This is a genomic window from Xanthobacter versatilis (assembly GCF_043193975.1).
Classification (GTDB): domain Bacteria; phylum Pseudomonadota; class Alphaproteobacteria; order Rhizobiales; family Xanthobacteraceae; genus Xanthobacter; species Xanthobacter autotrophicus_E.
This window is the reverse complement of sequence record NZ_JBAFVB010000002.1, coordinates 114,396-133,499: the sequence shown is the minus strand read 5'-3', so window position 1 is coordinate 133,499 and position 19,104 is coordinate 114,396. Positions and strand designations below refer to the sequence as shown.

The 19,104-nt window shown below is 66.1% G+C and carries 14 protein-coding genes; 3 read left to right on the top strand and 11 right to left on the bottom strand.

Going from position 1 to position 19,104, the window contains the following annotated elements; genetic code table 11:
- Positions 1–13: 13 nt before the first annotated feature.
- The 11 genes from bamA to V5F66_RS04225 form a co-directional block, all read right to left on the bottom strand.
- A complete protein-coding gene (gene bamA / locus V5F66_RS04275; RefSeq protein ID WP_394093332.1) occupies positions 14–2,539 on the bottom strand; it encodes an outer membrane protein assembly factor BamA in 2,526 nt (841 codons plus the stop codon).
- A gap of 195 nt (positions 2,540–2,734) precedes the next feature.
- Positions 2,735–3,892 (bottom strand): RIP metalloprotease RseP, encoded by a 1,158-nt coding sequence (gene rseP / locus V5F66_RS04270; protein ID WP_012116402.1) that lies wholly within the window; start codon positions 3,890–3,892, stop codon positions 2,735–2,737.
- 155 nt (positions 3,893–4,047) lie between these two features.
- Complete coding sequence (gene dxr / locus V5F66_RS04265) at positions 4,048–5,217, bottom strand: 1-deoxy-D-xylulose-5-phosphate reductoisomerase (RefSeq protein ID WP_394093331.1); 1,170 nt, start codon at positions 5,215–5,217, stop codon at positions 4,048–4,050.
- Between the two features lie 10 nt (positions 5,218–5,227).
- Positions 5,228–6,040: a phosphatidate cytidylyltransferase gene (locus V5F66_RS04260; RefSeq protein ID WP_394093330.1), complete on the bottom strand. Its 813-nt coding sequence runs from the start codon at positions 6,038–6,040 to the stop codon at positions 5,228–5,230.
- Between the two features lie 5 nt (positions 6,041–6,045).
- The gene (locus V5F66_RS04255; protein ID WP_393999876.1) at positions 6,046–6,813 is read right to left on the bottom strand and encodes an isoprenyl transferase; all 768 of its coding nucleotides are present in this window, start codon (positions 6,811–6,813) and stop codon (positions 6,046–6,048) included.
- A gap of 28 nt (positions 6,814–6,841) precedes the next feature.
- On the bottom strand, positions 6,842–7,405 hold the full coding sequence (gene frr / locus V5F66_RS04250; protein ID WP_394093329.1) for a ribosome recycling factor: 564 nt from the start codon (positions 7,403–7,405) through the stop codon (positions 6,842–6,844).
- 343 nt (positions 7,406–7,748) lie between these two features.
- A complete protein-coding gene (pyrH, locus tag V5F66_RS04245) occupies positions 7,749–8,522 on the bottom strand; it encodes a UMP kinase (RefSeq protein ID WP_012116407.1) in 774 nt (257 codons plus the stop codon).
- A gap of 142 nt (positions 8,523–8,664) precedes the next feature.
- Entirely contained in the window at positions 8,665–9,588 is a 924-nt protein-coding gene (tsf, locus tag V5F66_RS04240) for a translation elongation factor Ts (protein ID WP_012116408.1), read from the bottom strand.
- Positions 9,589–9,700: 112 nt separating this feature from the next.
- Positions 9,701–10,705, bottom strand: coding sequence for a 30S ribosomal protein S2 (locus V5F66_RS04235; protein WP_012116409.1), 1,005 nt, complete (start codon positions 10,703–10,705; stop codon positions 9,701–9,703).
- Between the two features lie 191 nt (positions 10,706–10,896).
- On the bottom strand, positions 10,897–12,546 hold the full coding sequence (locus V5F66_RS04230; protein WP_394050860.1) for a long-chain-fatty-acid--CoA ligase: 1,650 nt from the start codon (positions 12,544–12,546) through the stop codon (positions 10,897–10,899).
- Between the two features lie 270 nt (positions 12,547–12,816).
- Entirely contained in the window at positions 12,817–14,100 is a 1,284-nt protein-coding gene (locus tag V5F66_RS04225) for an OmpP1/FadL family transporter (protein WP_393999871.1), read from the bottom strand.
- A gap of 465 nt (positions 14,101–14,565) precedes the next feature.
- Here V5F66_RS04225 and V5F66_RS04220 point away from each other — a divergent pair, with 465 nt between their 5' ends.
- From V5F66_RS04220 to V5F66_RS04210, 3 genes are all read left to right on the top strand, one after another.
- Positions 14,566–15,003 carry a MerR family transcriptional regulator gene (locus V5F66_RS04220; protein WP_393999869.1) on the top strand — a complete coding sequence of 146 codons (438 nt, stop codon included), beginning with the start codon at positions 14,566–14,568 and terminating at the stop codon, positions 15,001–15,003.
- Positions 15,004–15,174: 171 nt separating this feature from the next.
- Positions 15,175–16,311 carry a thiolase family protein gene (locus V5F66_RS04215; protein ID WP_394093328.1) on the top strand — a complete coding sequence of 379 codons (1,137 nt, stop codon included), beginning with the start codon at positions 15,175–15,177 and terminating at the stop codon, positions 16,309–16,311.
- 11 nt (positions 16,312–16,322) lie between these two features.
- A complete protein-coding gene (locus V5F66_RS04210; protein ID WP_394093327.1) occupies positions 16,323–18,692 on the top strand; it encodes a 3-hydroxyacyl-CoA dehydrogenase/enoyl-CoA hydratase family protein in 2,370 nt (789 codons plus the stop codon).
- Positions 18,693–19,104: the final 412 nt, after the last annotated feature.

Genomic DNA, 19,104 nt, shown 5'->3' with positions numbered 1-19,104 from the left:
TAAAGGATCGGGATCAGAAGCGCGTGCCGCCGGAGAAGCGGAACGCCTGGGTCCGGTCGTACTGGGCCTGCGACAACACCCACGCGTAGTCGAAGCGCAACGGTCCGAAGGGCGACTGCCAGATCAGGCTGGCGCCGATGGAGGAACGGACCGTGTCGTCGTTCTGGACCACGCAAACGTTGCCAGACGTGTTCTTCGAACCGGCAGGGCAGGTCACGTAGTTCGGTCCGCCGTACACGTTGTTACCAGACCAACCCAGCGCAGGGTTTGCATAAGAATTGTACACGCCAGGGAACGCAGTCGGTCCACCATAGTCAAACAATGAGCCGGCATCCGCGAAGATCGCGCCCTTCATGCCAATATCCTTGGGCAGGAAGGCAAAGGGGAACTGTATTTCAGCCGACACGCCCCAATAGGTCGTCCCACCCAGCGCATTCAGCGAATTGTTCTGGCAATTGTAAGCGATGGGGGACAGCGGATTGTAGTTGGAGGCAGCGCACGGGGCAGCGTCACGCGGGCCGATACCGGACGGGGCGAAGCCGCGCACCAGGTTCGGACCCATGTAGAAGTTGTCCAACACGTCCAGCTGATCGCCGCCCCAGGAGGTCACATAGCCGGCCTGAGTACGCAGGATGAGGACAGAGTCGCCCCACAGCGGCGTGTAGTGACGGATGTCGCCGGTGGTGCGGATGAAGTTCACGTCACCGCCGATGCCGGCGAAGTCCTGCTTCAGTTCCGCATAGAGGCCCTGGGTCGGGTTCAGGTTGTTGTCCAGCCCGTTGAAAGACAGGGTGTAACCCAGCGCAGAGGTAATGGTGGCGCCCTGAGCCGCCGCATCGCGGATGGCCCACGACACACCCACCGCGCAGGTATCGTACCAAGGCGTACCCTGGACGTAGCTGTCGCAGAGATTGATCTCGCGCTGGTAGAGGTTGTAGCGCAGCGCCAGCGTGATCTCGTCGGTGATGGGCAGGCCGAAGCGCAGGCCACCGCCGATGGTGGTGGTGCCATACGGCGTGTAGCTCGTGGTGCTGGTCTCTTTCCAGTACAGGTCGAAGCCGGCAGCCAGGCGATAGCCGAGGAAGTAAGGCTCGGTGAAGGAGAACTCCGCGCCCTGGGCGTTCTGGCCCATAGAGCCGGACACCTTCACGTACTGGCCGCGACCGAGGAAGTTCTTCTCGCCCAGGGAGACCTCGGCGATGACGCCATCCGCCGTGGAGTAGCCGCCGGAGATGGCGAACTCACCCGTGGGCTGGTCTTCCACATCCACCACCAGGATCACGCGGTCGGGCGCGGAGCCGGGCTCGGTGGTGATCTTGACGGTCTTAAAGTAGCCGAGGTTGCGCAGGCGGCGCTCGGCGCGATCCACCAGCACGCGATTATAGGCATCGCCCTCGCCGATATCGAACTCGCGGCGCACCACATAGTCGCGGGTGCGGGTGTTGCCGCGCACCTCGATGCGCTCGATGTAGACCCGCGGGCCTTCCTCGACCACGAACACGATGTTGATGCGCTTGGCCTCGAAGTCACGATCGCCACGGGGACGCACCTGGGCGAAGGCGTAGCCGCTCTTCGACACCTCGATGGTCAGGTTCTCGACCGACTTCTCGACCAGTTCCGCGTTGTAGACCTGTCCCTCGGTGGCGCGCACGGAGCGGCGCAGGGACTCACCGGAGACATCGCGGATGTTGGAGACCACATCCACCTTGCCGAAGCGATACTGCTCGCCCTCGTCCAAGGTGAAGGTGATGGTGTAGCCGCCGCCGGCCGGATCCATCTCGGCAGAGGCGCCGATGATGCGGAAGTCGGCATAGCCGTTCTTTAGGTAGAAGCGGCGCAGCAATTCCTGGTCCGAGTTGACCCGGTCGGGATCATACACGTCGGTGGACTTGAGGAACGACAGCCAGTTGGTGGCGGTCGTCGAGATCACGTCCTTCAGCTTCCAGTCCGAGAAGGCCTTGTTGCCAACGAACTTGATGTCCTTGATGCCGGTCTTGTCACCCTCGGTGATCTCGAACACGAGATCCACGCGGCCGTTGCCGCGATCGATGGTCACCGGATTGACGCGCACGCCGGAGCGGCCGGAGCGGCGGTAGACTTCGATGATGCGCTGGGTGTCGGACTGGACGGTGGCCTTGGAGAGGGCGCCGCGGGCCTTGGACTGAACCTCGCCCTCAAGCACCTCGTCCTTGATCTTGCGGTTGCCCTCGAAGACGACGCGGTTGATCACCTCGTTCTCGGACACGCGCACGATGATGCGGCCGCCGGACTGGGACACCTGCACGTCGGAGAACAGGCCGGTGGCGTAGAGCGCCTTCCAGGCCTCGTCGATCTTGGCGCCCGTGTAGGGGCCAGGACCGAAATAGGAACGAATGGTCTCAGCATCGACGCGACGGTTGCCCTCGACGACGATGGAGCTCGACTGCGCGGCGGCAGGACTTGCCACGACGAGGGAACCGGCCACCGAAACTCCCGCGACGCACGCGGCGAGCCCAAAGGCGGCAGCCAGATTTCTCAAGACCCGGAGCGAAGCAGTCATATGGTGCGCAACCTTGAAATTTCGTTGTTCTCGAAGCCGCCGAAAGCCTGTGAAGGGCAATGACGGATTCTCACCCTGCGTTGCCGCTTGTACAGGCTTTTACCTGCGGTGCAAACCGAACCGCCCCTCCAGCCTGCCTTTTCCGGAGGACCGTTGCGCTCACGCCACGACCCCGGTGCGGCAAATCAAAAACCCTTACATTGCAGCAATATGCAGCACGTCATTCCATGTGGCGAAAATCATCAGCATCAGCACCAGCGCGAGGCCGATGCGGAAGCCGATGTCCTGTGTGCGCGCGCTCAGCGGACGCCCGCGGATCGCCTCGAAAGCGTAGAACAGAAGGTGGCCGCCATCCAACAACGGGATGGGAAAGAGGTTAAGCAATCCAATGGAAACGGACAGCACTGCTGCCAGAGATAGGAGTGCCCCAATACCAAATGTCGCAACCTGCCCGGACACCTGGGCGATGCGGATGGGTCCACCGAGCTGGTCGGCCGACTCGCGGCCGGCGATCAGCCCGCCCAGATAGCCGAAGGTGCGGGTCACCACGAACCAGGTTTCCTGGACGCCGAGCCCCACCGCCTCAATGGGGCCGTAGCGGTGGGTGGTCACGTCACCTGCCGCAAGGGAACGAGAAATGCCGAGCAGGCCGGTGCGGTGCACATTGCCGAAGGGGTCCTTCACCTCCTTCAGCTCGGGCACGGCGGTGAGGGTGAGCTGCCGGTCGCCGCGCTCGATGGTGAAGGCGAGCCCCTCCCCTGCACGGCTGCCGACGATGCGCTGCATGTCGGAGAAGCTCTCCACCTTGGCGCCGTCGATCTCCAGCACCAGGTCGCCGGGCTTGAAGCCGGCGCTCTCGGCCGCGCTGCCGGGGTTCACCTGATCCACGCGGGGCGCCGTCACCTGCTTGCCGAACACCATGAAGACGAAGGCGAAGATGACGATGGCGAGCAGGAAGTTCGCGATCGGTCCGGCGGCCACGATGGCGGCACGCCAGGCCACCGGCTGGAAGAAGAAGCTCTCGCGCCGCTCGGCCGGCGTCATTTCGGCGAGGCGCGCCTGATTGGGGGTGGAGGCGGCGTCCTCGTCACCGAAGAAGCGCACATAGCCGCCCAGCGGCACCGCCGCGAGCCGCCAGCGGGTGCCATGCCGGTCATTGAAGCCTGCGATCTCCGGCCCGAAGCCGAGGGAGAAGGTGAGCACCTTCACGCCGGCGCGCCGCGCCACCCAGAAATGGCCGAGCTCGTGGAAGAACACCACGAGGGTCAGAACGAACAGGAAGGGAACGATATATCCGAGAAGGGAGGACGAGAGACTGCCCAGGTGCGCGCCGAGACCGGAAAGCACATCCATTATCGGAACCTCATTTCCCGCGGGCGGCACCCGGCACGAGGGAAGTCCCGTGCCTTGAGCCGACCAGATGCTGCCGGGCCGCCCGGCATCAAGACCATCGTCCGCCAAAACGGACGGAATAAAAGCCTACCGTCCGCCGAGGCGGCAAACTGTTCCTAAGATGCCTTTGCGGAAAACTTAGGCAAGAGCACGGCAGCAGCACGGCGCGCCTGTGCATCCGCCTCCATGGCATCGGCGACGCTGGCGGGCGCAGGACCGCCATTGATGCGGTCCAGCGTCGCGGCCACGGTATCGGTGATGCCGTAAAAGCCAATCCGCCCCTCAAGATAGGCCGCGACCGCCACCTCGTTGGCCGCGTTCAGAATGGTTGCGGCCATCCCGTCGGCGGCCATGGCGGCGCGGGCGAGCGCCAGCGCGGGGAAGCGGGCCTCGTCCGGCGCCTCGAAGCTGAGGCGGCCCAGGGCCACCAGGTCCAGCCGGCGGCAGGAGGTGACGATTCGATCCGGAAACGCCAGGCAATGGGCGATGGGCACGCACATGTCGGGCATGGCGAGGCCGGCTGTCACGGACCCATCGACAAACGACACCAGCCCGTGGACCACCGACTCGGGATGCACCACCGCATCGAAGCGCTCGGGCGGCAGGGCGAACAGGTGCATCGCCTCGATCAGTTCGAGGCCCTTGTTCATGAGGGTGGCCGAATCGATGGTGATCTTGGCGCCCATCGACCAGTTGGGGTGCTTGAGCGCATCCTTCGGCAGCGCCCGTGCGATCTCCTCCCGGCTTTTCAGCCGGAACGGGCCGCCCGAGGCCGTGAGCGTGATCTTCTCCACCGCCTTGCGTGGGCCGGCCTCCAGCGCCTGGAAGATGGCGTTGTGCTCGCTGTCCACGGGCAGGATCTCGGTGCCCTGCCGCGCTGCCTCGGCCATGAAGAAGGCACCGGCGGCCACCAGACATTCCTTGTTGGCCAGCGCGATGCGCCGGCCCGGCGCGAAGGCAGCCACGGTGGGCGCAAGGCCCGCCACGCCGACGATGGCGCTTACCACTACGTCCGCCTCGCGCTGGGCCGCCTCGATCAGGGCCAAGGGACCGGCGCCGCTGGCGATGCCGGAGCCGGCCAGCGCTTCGGCGAGCGCCCTGCCCGCCGCCGGATCGGCGATGGCGGCAAAGCGCGCATTGAGCGCACGGGCGGTCTCGGCCAGTGCCGCGACATCCCGTCCGCCGGCGACCGCTTCCACCTCGTAGAGGCCGGGCGCATCGGCCAGGAGGGTCCGGACGCTGCGGCCGATGGAGCCGGTGGCCCCGAGGATGGAAAGGCGCTTCATGAATGAGGTCCTACCACAAAAGCAGCCCGGCCGCCGGGTCGCTGGCGCTGCGCAGGAGCGCCACCACCACGGCGGCAAGGGACGCGGCGGCGAATCCGTCGAGCCGGTCAAGCAGCCCGCCATGGCCGGGAATGAGCCGGCTCGCATCCTTCACGCCGAACAGCCGCTTGAGCGCGGATTCGGCCAGATCGCCCGCCTGGCTGATGATGCTGAGCCCCAGCGCAAGACCGGCCACGGGCAGCAGAGCGGCCCCGCCGGGGATCGCCGCCACCAGCACGCCGGCCGCCATGCCCGCGAGGCTGCCGCCGATGGCGCCCGACCAGGTCTTGTTGGGGGAAACACGCGGCCACAGCTTCGGCCCGCCCAGGGCGCGGCCGGTGAAATAGGCGAAGATGTCGGTCGCCCACACCACGGCGCACAGGAACAGCACCGCGATGAGGCCGAGCGGCGTCTCACCGCGCAGGATCACCACCGGCAGGGCCGCGCTGCCGGCGACGATGAGGCCGGTCATGGCCCAGCCGCTCTGGCGCGGGGTCGCCAGCGCCGCGGCCGCCGCCCCAAGGCCAACGGCGCTGAAGACGTAAGTTGGCATGTCCGACACGGCGAGGACGCCGCCGGCGATCAGCGTGAGCCCGCCGATACCGAGATAGACCGGCCGGTTGTCGAGCCGCGCGAGAGTCGCCCACTCATAGAGAATCGCGCCCCCGGCCAGCACCCACAGGATGGCGAAGGGAATGCCGCCCAGATAGGCGGCGAGGAGCACAACCGGCACGAGGACGAGCGCGGAGAGCGTCCGATGCTTCAGATCGGAACCGAAATTCACGGGGGTCAGGGTCCCGGACACTTGGTGACGCCGCCGAAGCGGCGATCCCGCCGGGCATATTCGTCAATGGCCGCAAGCAGGGCGGCCTTGTCGAAATCGGGCCAGTAGATGGGCAGGAACACGAATTCGGAATAAGCCGCCTGCCACAGCAGGAAGTTCGAGAGCCGCTGCTCGCCGGAGGTGCGCACGATGAGGTCGGGATCGGGGATGCCTGCGGTCTCGAGCCGCTGGGAGATCATGTCCACATCCACGTCCTGCGGCCGCACCCGGCCGGCGGCGACATCCGCCGCGATGCGCGAGACCGCGGCCGCGATCTCCTGCCGCGAGCCGTAATTGAACGCCACCACCAGGGTGAGGCCGGTGTTGTTGCAGGTCAGGGCCTCGGCATCCACCAGCAGCTGGCGGATGTCGGGGGCGAGATTGTCCCGCTCGCCGATCACCTTCACCCGCACATTGTCGGCATGCAGGTCAGCGAGGTCGTGGCGCAGGAACAGCTTCAGGAGCCCCATCAGCTCCCGTACCTCGGTCAGTGGCCGCGACCAGTTCTCCGACGAGAAGCTGTAGATGGTGAGGAAGCGGATCCCCACCTCGCGGGCGGCGCGCACGCAGCGGCGCAGCGCCTCCACCCCGCGCCGGTGGCCCTCCACCCGCGGCAGCTTGCGCGAAGTGGCCCAGCGCCCGTTGCCGTCCATGATCACGCCCACATGCACCGGGACGACAGCCGGCGACCGTTCGGTAACGGCGGCCTCGCCCGCAGCGGCGCGTAGGGACATGGCTTGCTCCGGGCTCAAGAGCGGCTCCTCAAACCGAAAGGATTTCCTTTTCCTTCTGGGCGAGCGTCTGGTCGATCTCGGCGATGGTTTCGTCGGTGGCCTTCTGCACGTCCTTGGACAGGCGGTCGAGATCATCGGAACTCATCTCGCCGTCCTTTTCCACCTTCTTCAGGTGGTCCATACCGTCGCGACGCACATGCCGCACCGCCACCTTGGCCGCCTCGGCATATTTGTGGGCGACCTTCACCAGTTCCTGGCGACGCTCCTGGTTCAGCTCGGGAATGCGCAGGCGCAGCACCTGGCCCTCGGTGTTCGGGTTGAGGCCAAGGTTGCTGTCGCGGATGGCTTTCTCAACCGCGCTCACCATGCCGCGGTCCCACACCTGCACCGACAGCAGGCGCGCTTCCGGCACCGATACGGTGGCGACCTGATTCAGCGGCATGCGCGCGCCGTAGGCATCGATGGTGATGGGGTCGAGCAGGCTGGCGGAGGCGCGCCCGGTGCGCAGCCCGCCCAGTTCGTCCCTGAGCACGCCGACAGCGCCCTGCATGCGGCGCTTCAGATCGGACATGTCGAAGGTCCCGGTGGTCATGGCTAACCTCTGTAGTCTGTTGTCGGGGCCCGCTCCATTGGCATGGAAACGTTTCTGTTTCCATGCCAATGGCCGAACCCCGCGTCAGGATGCGGAGCTCCGGGCAAAGGACTGGCGCCGGCGCGGATGACAGGATGGTACGGCTTCTTGATGGCAGTGCGAGGGATGCGATGCGAAGCGCGCGGCAGAGGTGCGGCAAAGGCCACGCCAAACCGCCCCGCCCTCGCGGTGCGCTCCCGGTCCCCCGATTCCAGCCTGAACCCCAACCCAAGATCCCAGCCGACGACCGGCACCCCTTGACCCGACAATGCGCAGAAGCGCAATCGCCCCGCGCAGTACAGGTTCAGGGAGCGACGACCGTCACACGGCCTTCACCCTTCGCGGCCGTGGCGATGGCGCCGGGCTCGCGAATATCGAACACGATTATCGGCAACGACGCCTCGCGGGCAAGGGCGAAGGCGGCCGCATCCATCACCTTGAGGTCGCGGGCGAGCGCCTCGTCGTGGGTGATGCGGTCGTAGCGCGTGGCGGTCGGGTCCTTCTTGGGGTCGGCGGTGTAGACACCGTCCACGTTAGTGGCCTTCAGCACCGCGTCGCAATCCAGCTCGGCGGCGCGCAGGACCGCGCCGGTATCCGTGGTGAAATACGGATTGCCGGTGCCGCCGGTGAGCACGACGATGCGCCCGCGCCGCAGGTGCCGGTTGGCCGGCTGGCGGGCATAGGGCTCGCAGACAGTCGGCATGGGAATGGCGGACAGGGTGCGGGCCGGCGCGCCCGCCGCCTCGATGGCGGCCTCGAGCGCGAGGCCGTTCATGACGGTGGCCAGCATGCCCATGTGGTCGGCGGTGGCGCGGTCGAGATCCTCGCCCGCCACCCGCGCGCCGCGCAGGATGTTGCCGCCGCCCACCACCACCGCCACCTCGCAGCCGAGCGCACGCGCCGCGACCAGGTCACGGGCGATGCGGGCCACGGTGGGCGGATGGAGGCCGAAGGGCTCCGAGCCCATCAGGGCTTCGCCGGAGACCTTCACCAGGATACGGGGATAAGGGAGGCCCGATGCCGCGAACGGCACCGGGGGCTCCGGGAAGTCCGAGTCGTCCGCCGTGGAAGCGGTCATGAGAGCCCCCCTTGCCCTTTAGAGCGTTTTCGAGCGGCGTGGATACCGGCTCGCGTGAAGAAAACGCGTCAGCACGAGTCTCTAGAGCGCTTCCCGTGAGCCGGGGCGAACGGAAAGCGCTCTTGTCAGAAGCGGACGTTGATCAGGACTGGCCGGCGGCGGCAGCCACCTCGGCGGCGAAGTCCGTCTCTTCCTTCTCGATGCCCTCGCCCAGCGCGAAGCGCACGAAGCCGGTGAGCTTGAGCGGCGCGCCGACCTGGCCCTCGGCCTCCTTCAGAACCTGGGAGACCGACTTGGAGCCGTCATGCACGAAGGCCTGGTCAAGGAGGGTGACCTCCTTGAAGAAGCTCTTGATGCCGCTCTCGGCGATCTTGTCCTGCACGTTGGCGGGCTTGCCCTGGTGCTTCTCGAGCAGGATGGCCTTCTCGCGGGCGATGGTCTCCTCGGAGATGCCGGACGCGTCCAGAGCCAGCGGGTTCAGCGCGGCGATGTGCATGGCGATCTGGCGGCCGAGGGTGGAGAGCTTCTCCACGTCGCCGGTGGACTCGAGCGCCACCAGCACGCCGATACGGCCCTGGCCTTCCACCACCGCGCCGTGCACGTAGCTGGCGATGACGCCGGCCGACACGGAGAGCTTGGCCGAGCGGCGCAGCGTCATGTTCTCGCCGATGGTGGCGATGAGCGCGGTCAGGCGCTCAGCGACGGTGACGCTCTCGCCGGGGAACTTGGCGGCGGCCACCGCTTCCACGGTGCCGTCGGTGTTGAGGGCAACCTTGGCCGCTTCGCGCACGAACGCCTGGAAGTCCGGGTTGCGGGCGACGAAGTCGGTTTCCGCATTCACTTCGATGGCGGCGGCGTAGTGGCCGGAGGATTCCACCGCCACCAGGCCCTCGGCAGCCACGCGGCCGGCCTTCTTGGCGGCCTTGGCGAGGCCCTTCTTGCGCAGCCAGTCGATGGCGGCCTCGATGTCGCCGTTCGTCTCGGTGAGCGCAGACTTGCAATCCATCATGCCTGCGCCGGTCTTGTCGCGCAGTTCCTTCACCAGCCCGGCGGTGATCGCAGCCATGTCAAAAATCCCTTCTTCTCGCGCCACGGCCGGCCAGGGGGTGCCCGAGCCGGCCGTGGGGGCGCCCCAGGCGCCCCATTACTCTCGATTCGCTATCAGATCTGCGACAAGGTCACTCGACCTCGGCAGACAGCTCCTTGGCCTGGGCCACCCAGCCGTCCACGCGGCCGGGCAGTCCCACTTCCTCGCCGATGCGGTGGGCGTCGATCGCATCGAGCCCGGCCACCTGGCCGAAGTGGAACACGCCGAGATCGTTGAGCTTCTGCTCGATCTCGGGGCTGACGCCGGTGAGCTTCTTCAGGTCGTCGGCAACGCCGCGCGGACCCGACAGGGGCTCAAAGGACGACCAGGCGCCGGTTTCCACCGGCAGGTCTTCCACCAGCGGGGCCTCTTCGGCGCCCACGTCGATGCCGAGGTCGGAATGGCCGCGGCCGATGCCGTCGATGGCGGCGCGGGCGACCAGCTCGCAGTAGAGCTGGATGGCGCGGCCGGCGTCGTCATTGCCGGGAACCGGGAAGGCGATGCCGTCCGGATCGCAATTGGTGTCGAGGATGGCCGCCACCGGGATGCCGAGGCGCTGGGCCTCCTTCACGGCGATGTCTTCCTTGTTCGTGTCGATGACGAACAGCAGGTCGGGCAGGCCACCCATGTCGCGGATGCCGCCGAGCGCCTTGTCGAGCTTGTCCTTTTCACGGGACAGCGTCAGACGCTCCTTCTTGGTGTAGCCGGAGCCCTGCTCGGGACCGGACAGCATCTCCTCCAGCTTCTTCAGCCGGGCGATGGAGTTGGAGATGGTCTTCCAGTTGGTGAGCATGCCGCCGAGCCAGCGGGAGTTCACATAATACTGGGCGGAGCGGCGGGCGGCGTCAGCCACCTGCTCCTGGGCCTGGCGCTTGGTTCCGACGAACAGCACGCGGCCGCCCTGGGCCACCGTGTCGGAGACGGCCTGCAGCGCGCGATGCAGCGCGGGCACGGTCTGCGACAGGTCGATGATGTGGATGTTGTTGCGCACGCCGAAGATGTACGGCGCCATCTTCGGGTTCCAACGGTGGGACTGATGTCCAAAGTGCACGCCAGCTTCAAGCAGCTGGCGCATCGAATAATCGGGAAGCGCCATTTGGGTATTCTCCGGTTGAGCCTCCGCGGACGTACCCCCACCCCCTAATAGGGAGAGGGCACCGGATGGCCAGATGGCCTGATGTCCGCGTGCGGGATGGCCGGCCATATACGCGAGCCGGCTTCCCGAGGCAAGTGCGGCCGGAGGTAAGCCGGGCAGGCTTTCCGGCCTTTAAAGCAGGGAAAGGCGCCCTACCCCTGCTCGCGCTGGCGCTCCTCCTCCACCAGCTCCTTCTTGGAGAGCTTACCCACCACGCTCTTGGGCAGGCTGTCGCGAATCTCCACCGCCTTCGGCATCTCGATCTTGGAGATCTGGGCCGTGAGGAAGTCCATCAGCTCGCCGGGGGTCGCTTCAGAATCGGCGCGCAGGGTGACGAAAGCCTTGGGCGCCTGGCCACGGTAGGGGTCGGGCACCCCGATGGCGACCGCCTCCGCCACCGCCGGATGGAGATAAAGCGCCTCCTCGATGACCCGTGGATAGACATTGTAGCCGCCGCACAGGATCACATCCTTGATGCGATCCACGAGGAAGAGGTAGCCGTCCTCGTCCAGATAGCCCACGTCGCCGGTGCGCAACGCGCCGTCAATGAAGGCGGAGGCGGTGTCGTCCGGGCGATTATAATAGCCCTTCATCACCTGCGGACCGCGCACGCAGACCTCCCCTTTCTGGCCTTGAGGGACGATGCGCCGCACATCCTCAAGATCGCGAATCTCGATCACAGTCTGCGGCAGCGCCGTGCCCACCGAACCGTCCTTCACCCGGCCGAGGGGCTGGTTGGCGGTCACCACCGGCGAGGTCTCGCTGAGGCCGTAGCCCTCCACCAGCTTGCAGCCGGTGAGGTCCTCGAAGCGTTCGCGCACCTCCGCCGGGAGCGGCGCGCCGCCGGAAATGCACAGGGTGAGGGATTTCAGGTCGCGCTTGTCGATGTCGGCCACGCCGTTGATGGCGGCATAGATGGTGGGCACGCCGGGGAACATGGTGGGCTTCTCCCGCTCGATGCGGTCGAGCAGGTCGGAAAGCTGGAAGCGTGGCACCAGGATGATCTCGGCGCCGAGGCAGATGGGAATCAGCATCACCGTCTGCATGGCGAAGACGTGGAACAGGGGCAGCACGCCCAGCACCCGCTTCACCCCGATGCGCCGGCAATCGGCATGGGTGATCACCTGCTCCGCATTGGCGGAGATATTGGCATGGGTGAGCATGGCACCCTTGGGAACGCCGGTGGTGCCGCCGGTATATTGCAGCACCGCCACGTCGTTCTCCACATCCACCTCCACCGGCTGCGGCCGGTCGCCGTGACGCAGCAGCGCGCCATAGGCCAGGTGCAGGCCGTCGCCGAGGCTGAACTCGGCCTTCTCCTTGCGCTTGAACAGGTTGAAGAGCAGCCCCTTGGGAAATGGCAGGATGCCGGACATGGGGCACACGACGATGGTCTTCAGGCCCGCTTCCTGCGCCACCGCCGCGACCCGCGAATGGATCAGCTTCAGGTCGGGCACCACCATGATCATGGTGCCGGAATCCCGGATCTGGTGCCTCAGCTCACGCTCCACATAGAGCGGGCTGAAATTCACCACCGTGCCGCCGGCCTTCATGATGGCGAAGAAGAAGATGACCGAATACGGCGTGTTGGGCAGGCACAGGCCGACCTTGACGCCCTTGTGCACGCCCTGTGCCTGGAGCCCGGCCGCCACCTGGTCCACCAGCTTGCCGAGCTGGGCATAGGTCCATTTGCGGCCGAAGAAGCTGAGCGCGGTGCGGTCGCCGAATTCGGCGACGCTGGTGTCGAGAAGCTCGGGCACGGGCGCGTAGGCCACGGCCCCGCCATCGGTGCGATGGAGCATGGACGTCCCTCCTTCCGCCGGTGCCAACTTATTGCATCCCGCACATCCGACGAGAGGCATGCCCGCGCCGGGTGGGCACCGGTTCGTATGAAAATAGGCCAAATCAACGGCTGAGAGGCATTTCGCACGGTCTTGTGTCGCGAAATAGCTCCCGCATCTCACGCAACGTCACCCAGTATCGGCCGCGATTGCGCCCGGATCAGGATGGGTGCGCCGCAGCCGGCTGTGATCCGCGGCCATCCGCTGGAGAGCGGACGGCCGCGGGTGCGCTCACTTCGTGATCAGCGCGGCGGTCACAGGGGCACCGAACTTGTAGCGCAGGCCCACCGAGACGATGTCCACATAGCCATCGTTCACCTCGCCCACCAGCGAGCCGCGCAGCGCATTCGCGGGATCGGACGCGGACAGGTTGATGGGGCTGTTCTCGCCGAAGATGTGGCTGTAGGCGAAGTCGAACGAGAATTGCGGCGTGAAGTTGTAGGTGAAGCCCCCCGACAGCCACAGGCGGTTGGTATCGGGCAGGCGCGGCGAGCGCGTCTCGTCCGGCACCGGGGTCAGCTCGTAGGCAATGCCGGCGCGCAGCGCGAGCTTGGGATCCCACTGGTATTCGACGCCGCCGGAGAAGAACCAGCCGTCGTTCCACTTGAGGTCCAGCGTGCTCACCGGGATGCCGCGCGAGGTCACCACCAGTTGCTGCACCGTGGACCAGTTGGTCCACTCCACCGTGCCGAGCACGGTCCATTGCGGCGTCAGCTGCGAGCGGAACGAGGCCGTCACCTGGTCCGGCAGGGTCAGGCCCGCACTGGCGGCCACCTGGTTGACCGTGGTGATGTTGGCCACCGACAGGTTCAGGTTGCCCGAGAGATTCTGGTCGATCGAGGACTTGTAGCCGATGCCGAGCGTCGTTCCCGGCGCCAGCGTGAACAATGCGCCGAGATTGAAGCCCACGCCCAGGTCGTCGCCGTTCACCTCGGCGTACAGATTGTTCAGGGGCGATGTAAATCCGGCGAATTGCGCGTTGGTCAGCTTGGCATCGATGTAATTGACGTTCAACCCGCCGCCGATGGTCAGCCACTCATTGACCTTGTAGGCCACCGATGCCTGCACATTCATGTCAAAGATGCGATTGTAGCAACCGTAATACCGGCCCGAAAAGTTGCAGGGCGCGTCGGTCACGAGGCCGAAGGGCGAGGTGACGGCGAAGCCGACTGCCCATTTTTCCCAAGCATAGGAGATGTACGTGGTCGGCAGCACGCCGTTGCCCACGATGTCGCTGGCGCCTGTCGTTCCAAGCGAAGCCCCGGTGATGGGGGCGGTGGCGGAATAGACGTCGAGGGACGCGTGCGGCGCAATGTAGGTGACGTTGCCTTCCACGCTGAGGCCCGGCGTGAAGCTGATGGCTGCCGGATTCCAGAACATGGAGGCAAGTCCGTCGCCTCCTGCCGCGGTGCCAGCGAAGGCCGTGCCCTGGTAATAGGAGCTTTGCTCGCGCAGGCCGAAGCCGCCGGCATGCGCCTGCCCGGCCGCCCCGGCGACCATGGGAAGAACAAGCACTCGAGCCGCCCGCACGGCCCAGTCGCGCATCATCATTAGGTTTCCCCCGCTTGAGACAGTTTCCTCTGGGCCCCGCACGCTGCAGTGCAGTATTGGTTTTATCGATGCCCTATACGTCATCTAAGATGCCTAAACGAATATGTGCGTCAACTGGGTTCATTTAACTTCGAAGATGATCGCAAGGGAAAGACAAACTCGTTGCAAATGCGCCACAGCCGTCCGGCGCGAATTTCCCCGACGGAGGTGAGGAGAGGGTCCGCCGGGGCCGTCGCAATTCGAGAGCGAAAGCACACGCTTCGGCACGCCCTCCCCCCAACCCTGCCACCACCCACACAACGGATTCGCCAGAGCCTGCGTCCAGCATGGCCAATGACGCAATCGCGATAAAATCCTGCCGCATCGGGGCTTGCGCCGAGGGTCAAAGCATGTATCTTCGGGGCGGATAGATGACGTATAGGTGAGGCCGTGGCATCCACAGGCAAGCGCGGCGCCGGAAGCGCCCTGACGGACACGTTCTTCACGGTCACCGAGTTGGCTCGGGACCTGTCCGTGACCCCGCGCACGATCCGATTCTACGAAGACAAGGCCCTCATCACCCCGCGGCGCGCCGGCACCATGCGCGTCTACACCAAGCGTGATCGGGCCCGGATGGTCCTCATCCTGCGCGGCAAGCGACTCGGCTTCTCCCTGCGCGAGATCAAGGAATACCTTGATCTCTACGACATGGACCCGACCCAGGCAGAACAGATGCGCCTGCTCCTCAAGAAGGTGCAGACGCGGCTCGAAATGCTGGAAGACCAGCGCCTTGCGCTTGAGGAAAGCATCGTCGAGCTGAAGGAAATCGAGGAGCAGACCCTGTCCGCCCTCGAACAGGAGGCGGCCCAGAAAAAGGCCGCCGGCTGACCGAATTCCCTTTCGGTCCCGCGCCAGAGTCGGATGGATTCGGATTGTATAAATCCGAGAAATCACGCCTCCAAAATAAAGAATGAGATCGTTTTATTGATTTGATTGCACAGCAATCTGGTCAAAACGGGATCAGACGCGGACCAACAAGATATATAGGCAGGAGAGCCCATGCAAAACGTTGTGATTGCGGGGTACGCCCGCTCGCCCTTCGCCCTTGCCAAGAAGGGTGAACTGGCGCGCGTGCGCCCGGATGACCTCGCCGCACAGGTGGTGGCGGAGCTGGTGGCCCGCACCGGCGTCAAGGTCGAGGACATCGAGGACCTCATCGTCGGCTGCGCTTTTCCCGAGGCGGAGCAGGGCTTTAACATCGCGCGCCTGATCGGCATGATCGCCGGCCTACCCGACAGCGTCGCCGGCGCAACGGTAAACCGCTTCTGCGGCTCGTCCATGCAGTCGGTGCACATGGCGGCCGGTCAGATCCAACTGGGCGCCGGCGAAGTCTTCATCTGCGCCGGCATCGAGAGCATGAGCCGCGTGCCCATGACCGGCTTCAATCCCATGCCCAATCCGGCGCTCTACGCCAAGCTCCCGCAGGCCTACATGGGCATGGGCGAGACGGCGGAGAACGTCGCCGCCAAGTGGCAGATCACCCGCGCCGACCAGGACGCTTTCGCCTTGAAAAGCCATGCGAAAGCAACGGCAGCCGAGGCCGCCGGCAAGTTCGCCGACGAGATCGTTTCCATCCGCATAAATGGCAAGAGCGCGACCCAGGACGGCTGCATCCGCCGCGATGCCACGGCCGAGCAGCTGGCCGGCCTCAAGCCCGCTTTTGACGAGCATGGCACCGTCACCGCCGGCACCTCCTCGCCCCTCACCGATGGCGCGTCTGCCGTGCTGGTGTGCTCGGAGGACTATGCGCTGAAGCATGGCCTGGAGCCCCTCGCCCGCCTGAAAAGCGTTGCGGTTGCTGGCTGCGCGCCGGAGATCATGGGCATCGGCCCGGTGGCGGCGACCAAGAAGGCGCTGACCCGCTCCGGCATCGACATCTCGCAGATCGACGTGGTGGAGCTGAACGAGGCCTTCGCCTCCCAGGCCCTTGCCTGCCAACGCGAACTCGGCGTCCGCGACGAGACCCTCAACATCGACGGCGGCGCCATCGCGCTCGGCCATCCGCTGGGGGCCACCGGGGCGCGCATCGTCGGCAAAGCCGCGTCATTGCTGAAGCGGGAGGGCGGCAAATATGCCCTCGCGACCCAGTGCATCGGCGGCGGACAGGGTATCGCCACCGTCCTCGAACGCGTCTGAGGGGGCGCGTCATGACCAGCGAAACCGATATCAAGAGCTTCGCCGACATCGGCGGGTTCGACATCAAGAAGGTGGCGGTCATCGGCGCCGGCGTCATGGGCGCGGGCATCGCCGCCCATGTGGCCAATGCCGGTATTGAGGTATTGCTCCTCGACATCGTCCCGGAGGGCGCCGCCAACCGCAACGCCATCGCCGAGAAGGCGGTGGAGAAGCTGCTGAAGGCCGATCCCGCCGCCTTCATGTCGAAGCGCGCGGCCAAGCTCGTGACCGCCGGCAACATCGAGGACAATCTCTCAGATCTTGCCACCTGCGACTGGATCGTGGAGGCGGTGATCGAGCGTCTCGACATCAAGCAGGCGCTCTACGCCAAGATCGAGGCCGCCCGCCGGCCGGGCTCGGCGGTGTCGTCCAACACCTCCACCATCCCGCTCGGCGATCTCACCGCCGGGCTGCCGGAGACCTTCAGGCGCGACTTCCTCATCACCCACTTCTTCAACCCGCCGCGCTACATGCGGCTCCTGGAGATCGTGGCCGGCGCCGACACCGCTCCGGCGACCGTGGAAGCCGTCGCCCGCTTTGCCGATGTGAAGCTGGGCAAGACGGTGGTGACCTGCAAGGACACCCCCGGCTTCATCGCCAACCGGCTCGGCACCTACTGGCTGCAGCTCGCCGTGGGCGAGGCCTTCCGCCTCGGCCTGAAGGTGGAGGAGGCAGACGCTGTCATGGGCCGGCCCTTCGGCTTCCCCAAGACCGGTGTGTTCGGCCTGATCGACCTCGTGGGCCTCGACCTGATGCCCCATGTGCAGGGCTCCCTGAAGCGCGCCCTGCCCTTGTCCGACCCGTTCCACGCCACCCTGCGCGACGAGCCGCTGATCTCGAAGATGATCGAGACCGGCTATACCGGCCGCAAGGGCAAGGGCGGCTTCTACCGGCTCAACCGGGAGAACGGCGGCAAGGCGAAGGAGGCCATCGACCTTTCAACCGGCGCCTACCGCCCGCAGGAAAAGGCGAGCGTGCCGGAGCTGGAGGACGGCGGCGGCAAGGACATCTTCGCCCTCCTTTCCGCGCCGGGAACGGCGGGGCGCTATGCCCGCTCGGTGATGGCGAAGACGCTGGCCTATGCGGCGCGCCTCGTGCCCGAGGCGGCGGACGACATCGTCGCCATCGATGATGCCATGCGCCTTGGCTACAATTGGAAATTCGGCCCGTTCGAGTTGATCGACAAGATCGGCGCCGCCCGCCTCGCCAGCCTGCTCACTGCCGATGGCGAGGAGGTTCCGGCCTTGCTCGCCCTGGCGGCGGATAAGCCCTTCTACCGGGTGGAGAACGGCACGCGGCAGTATCTCGCCCTGGACGGCAGCTATCGCGACATAGTGCGCCCCGAAGGCGTGCTGCTGCTCGCGGACATCAAGCTGAAGTCGCAGCCGCTGCTCAAGAATGGCTCCGCCGCCCTGTGGGATATCGGCGACGGGGTGGTGTGCCTGGAATTCACCTCCAAGAGCAATTCGCTGGACGAGGGCATCATCACGATGCTCGCCAAGGCGCTGAAGCTGGTGAAGGACAAGCACAAGGCGCTCGTCATCTATAACGAGGGCTCAAACTTCTCGGTGGGCGCCAATCTCGGCCTCGCGCTGTTCGCTTGCAATATCGGCGCCTTCGGCGAGGTGGAGAAGCTAGTCGCCACCGGCCAGAAGACCTACCAGGACATGAAGTACGCCCCCTTCCCGGTGGTGGCGGCCCCCTCTGGGCTGGCGCTCGGCGGCGGGTGCGAGATCCTGCTCCACGCCAGCGCCGTGCAGGCCCATGCGGAGAGCTATATCGGCCTCGTGGAATGCGGCGTGGGCGTGCTGCCCGCCTGGGGCGGCTGCACCGCCATGCTGGAGCGCTGGGCCACCGACCCGAAATTCCCCAAGGGGCCCATGCCGGCGCCCTCCAAGGTGTTCGAGACGGTCTCCACCGCCACGGTGGCGAAATCCGCCGCCGAGGCCAAGGAGTTGAAATTCCTGCGCGAAAGCGACGGCATCACCATGAACCGCGACCGGCTGCTTGCCGACGCCAAGGCCAAGGCCCTGGCGCTGGTGGACGGCTATGCGCCGCCCAAGCCCGTGGAGTTCTTCCTGCCGGGTCCCACCGGCAAGGTGGCCATGGACATGGCAGTGGCGGGCTTTGCCAAGCGCGGCATGGCCACGAAGCACGACACGGTGGTCTCCGGCGTGCTGGCGGAAGTGCTCACCGGCGGCAGCGCCGACCACATCGAACCGGTGCCCGCCGCCAGGGTGCTGGAGCTGGAGCGCGACGGCTTCATGAAGCTGATCCGCACCACCGCCACGCTGGACCGCATCGAGCACATTCTCGAAACAGGCCGGCCGCTGCGGAATTAAGCGCCGGCCCACCCCCTCTCCCGCTTGCGGGGGAGGGTTGGCACCGCTCCCGGCCACTGGGCCGGGGGAGAAGAATATTCAGGCCATCATGGCCTGCGAGACGCTGCGCGTTGAGGACGATTGAGCAATGCGACACTGGGCTCATACCGCCGCAGCTTGTCTGGCCCTCTCCGGGCCGGCGCTCGCGCAGCAGAATACTCCCGCTGGCGTGCCGCTGCCGCGCGAGCAGATGCAGCAAGAATTCGCCATGGTTGAGGCAGCCCACAAGGCTGGGGCACCTCTGGATCCCGCATCCCGGTTCCGTCGGCTCGGCGGTGACGAGGCCGCTCGCCTCTTCGCCGGCAGGCGGTGGACGTGGACATTGCTGTACACAGCAGCCCAATTTGATTTCTTCGAGGACGGTCGCCTTCGT

Coding starts and splice junctions, on each gene's coding strand:
- bamA (WP_394093332.1), bottom strand. CDS start 2,539: ATGACTGCTTCGCTCCGGGTCTTGAGAAATCTGGCTGCCGCCTTTGGG.
- pyrH (WP_012116407.1), bottom strand. CDS start 8,522: ATGACCGCTTCCACGGCGGACGACTCGGACTTCCCGGAGCCCCCGGTG.
- dxr (WP_394093331.1), bottom strand. CDS start 5,217: ATGAAGCGCCTTTCCATCCTCGGGGCCACCGGCTCCATCGGCCGCAGC.
- V5F66_RS04255 (WP_393999876.1), bottom strand. CDS start 6,813: ATGTCCCTACGCGCCGCTGCGGGCGAGGCCGCCGTTACCGAACGGTCG.
- frr (WP_394093329.1), bottom strand. CDS start 7,405: ATGACCACCGGGACCTTCGACATGTCCGATCTGAAGCGCCGCATGCAG.
- V5F66_RS04215 (WP_394093328.1), top strand. CDS start 15,175: ATGCAAAACGTTGTGATTGCGGGGTACGCCCGCTCGCCCTTCGCCCTT.
- rseP (WP_012116402.1), bottom strand. CDS start 3,892: ATGGATGTGCTTTCCGGTCTCGGCGCGCACCTGGGCAGTCTCTCGTCC.
- V5F66_RS04230 (WP_394050860.1), bottom strand. CDS start 12,546: ATGCTCCATCGCACCGATGGCGGGGCCGTGGCCTACGCGCCCGTGCCC.
- V5F66_RS04210 (WP_394093327.1), top strand. CDS start 16,323: ATGACCAGCGAAACCGATATCAAGAGCTTCGCCGACATCGGCGGGTTC.
- tsf (WP_012116408.1), bottom strand. CDS start 9,588: ATGGCTGCGATCACCGCCGGGCTGGTGAAGGAACTGCGCGACAAGACC.
- V5F66_RS04235 (WP_012116409.1), bottom strand. CDS start 10,705: ATGGCGCTTCCCGATTATTCGATGCGCCAGCTGCTTGAAGCTGGCGTG.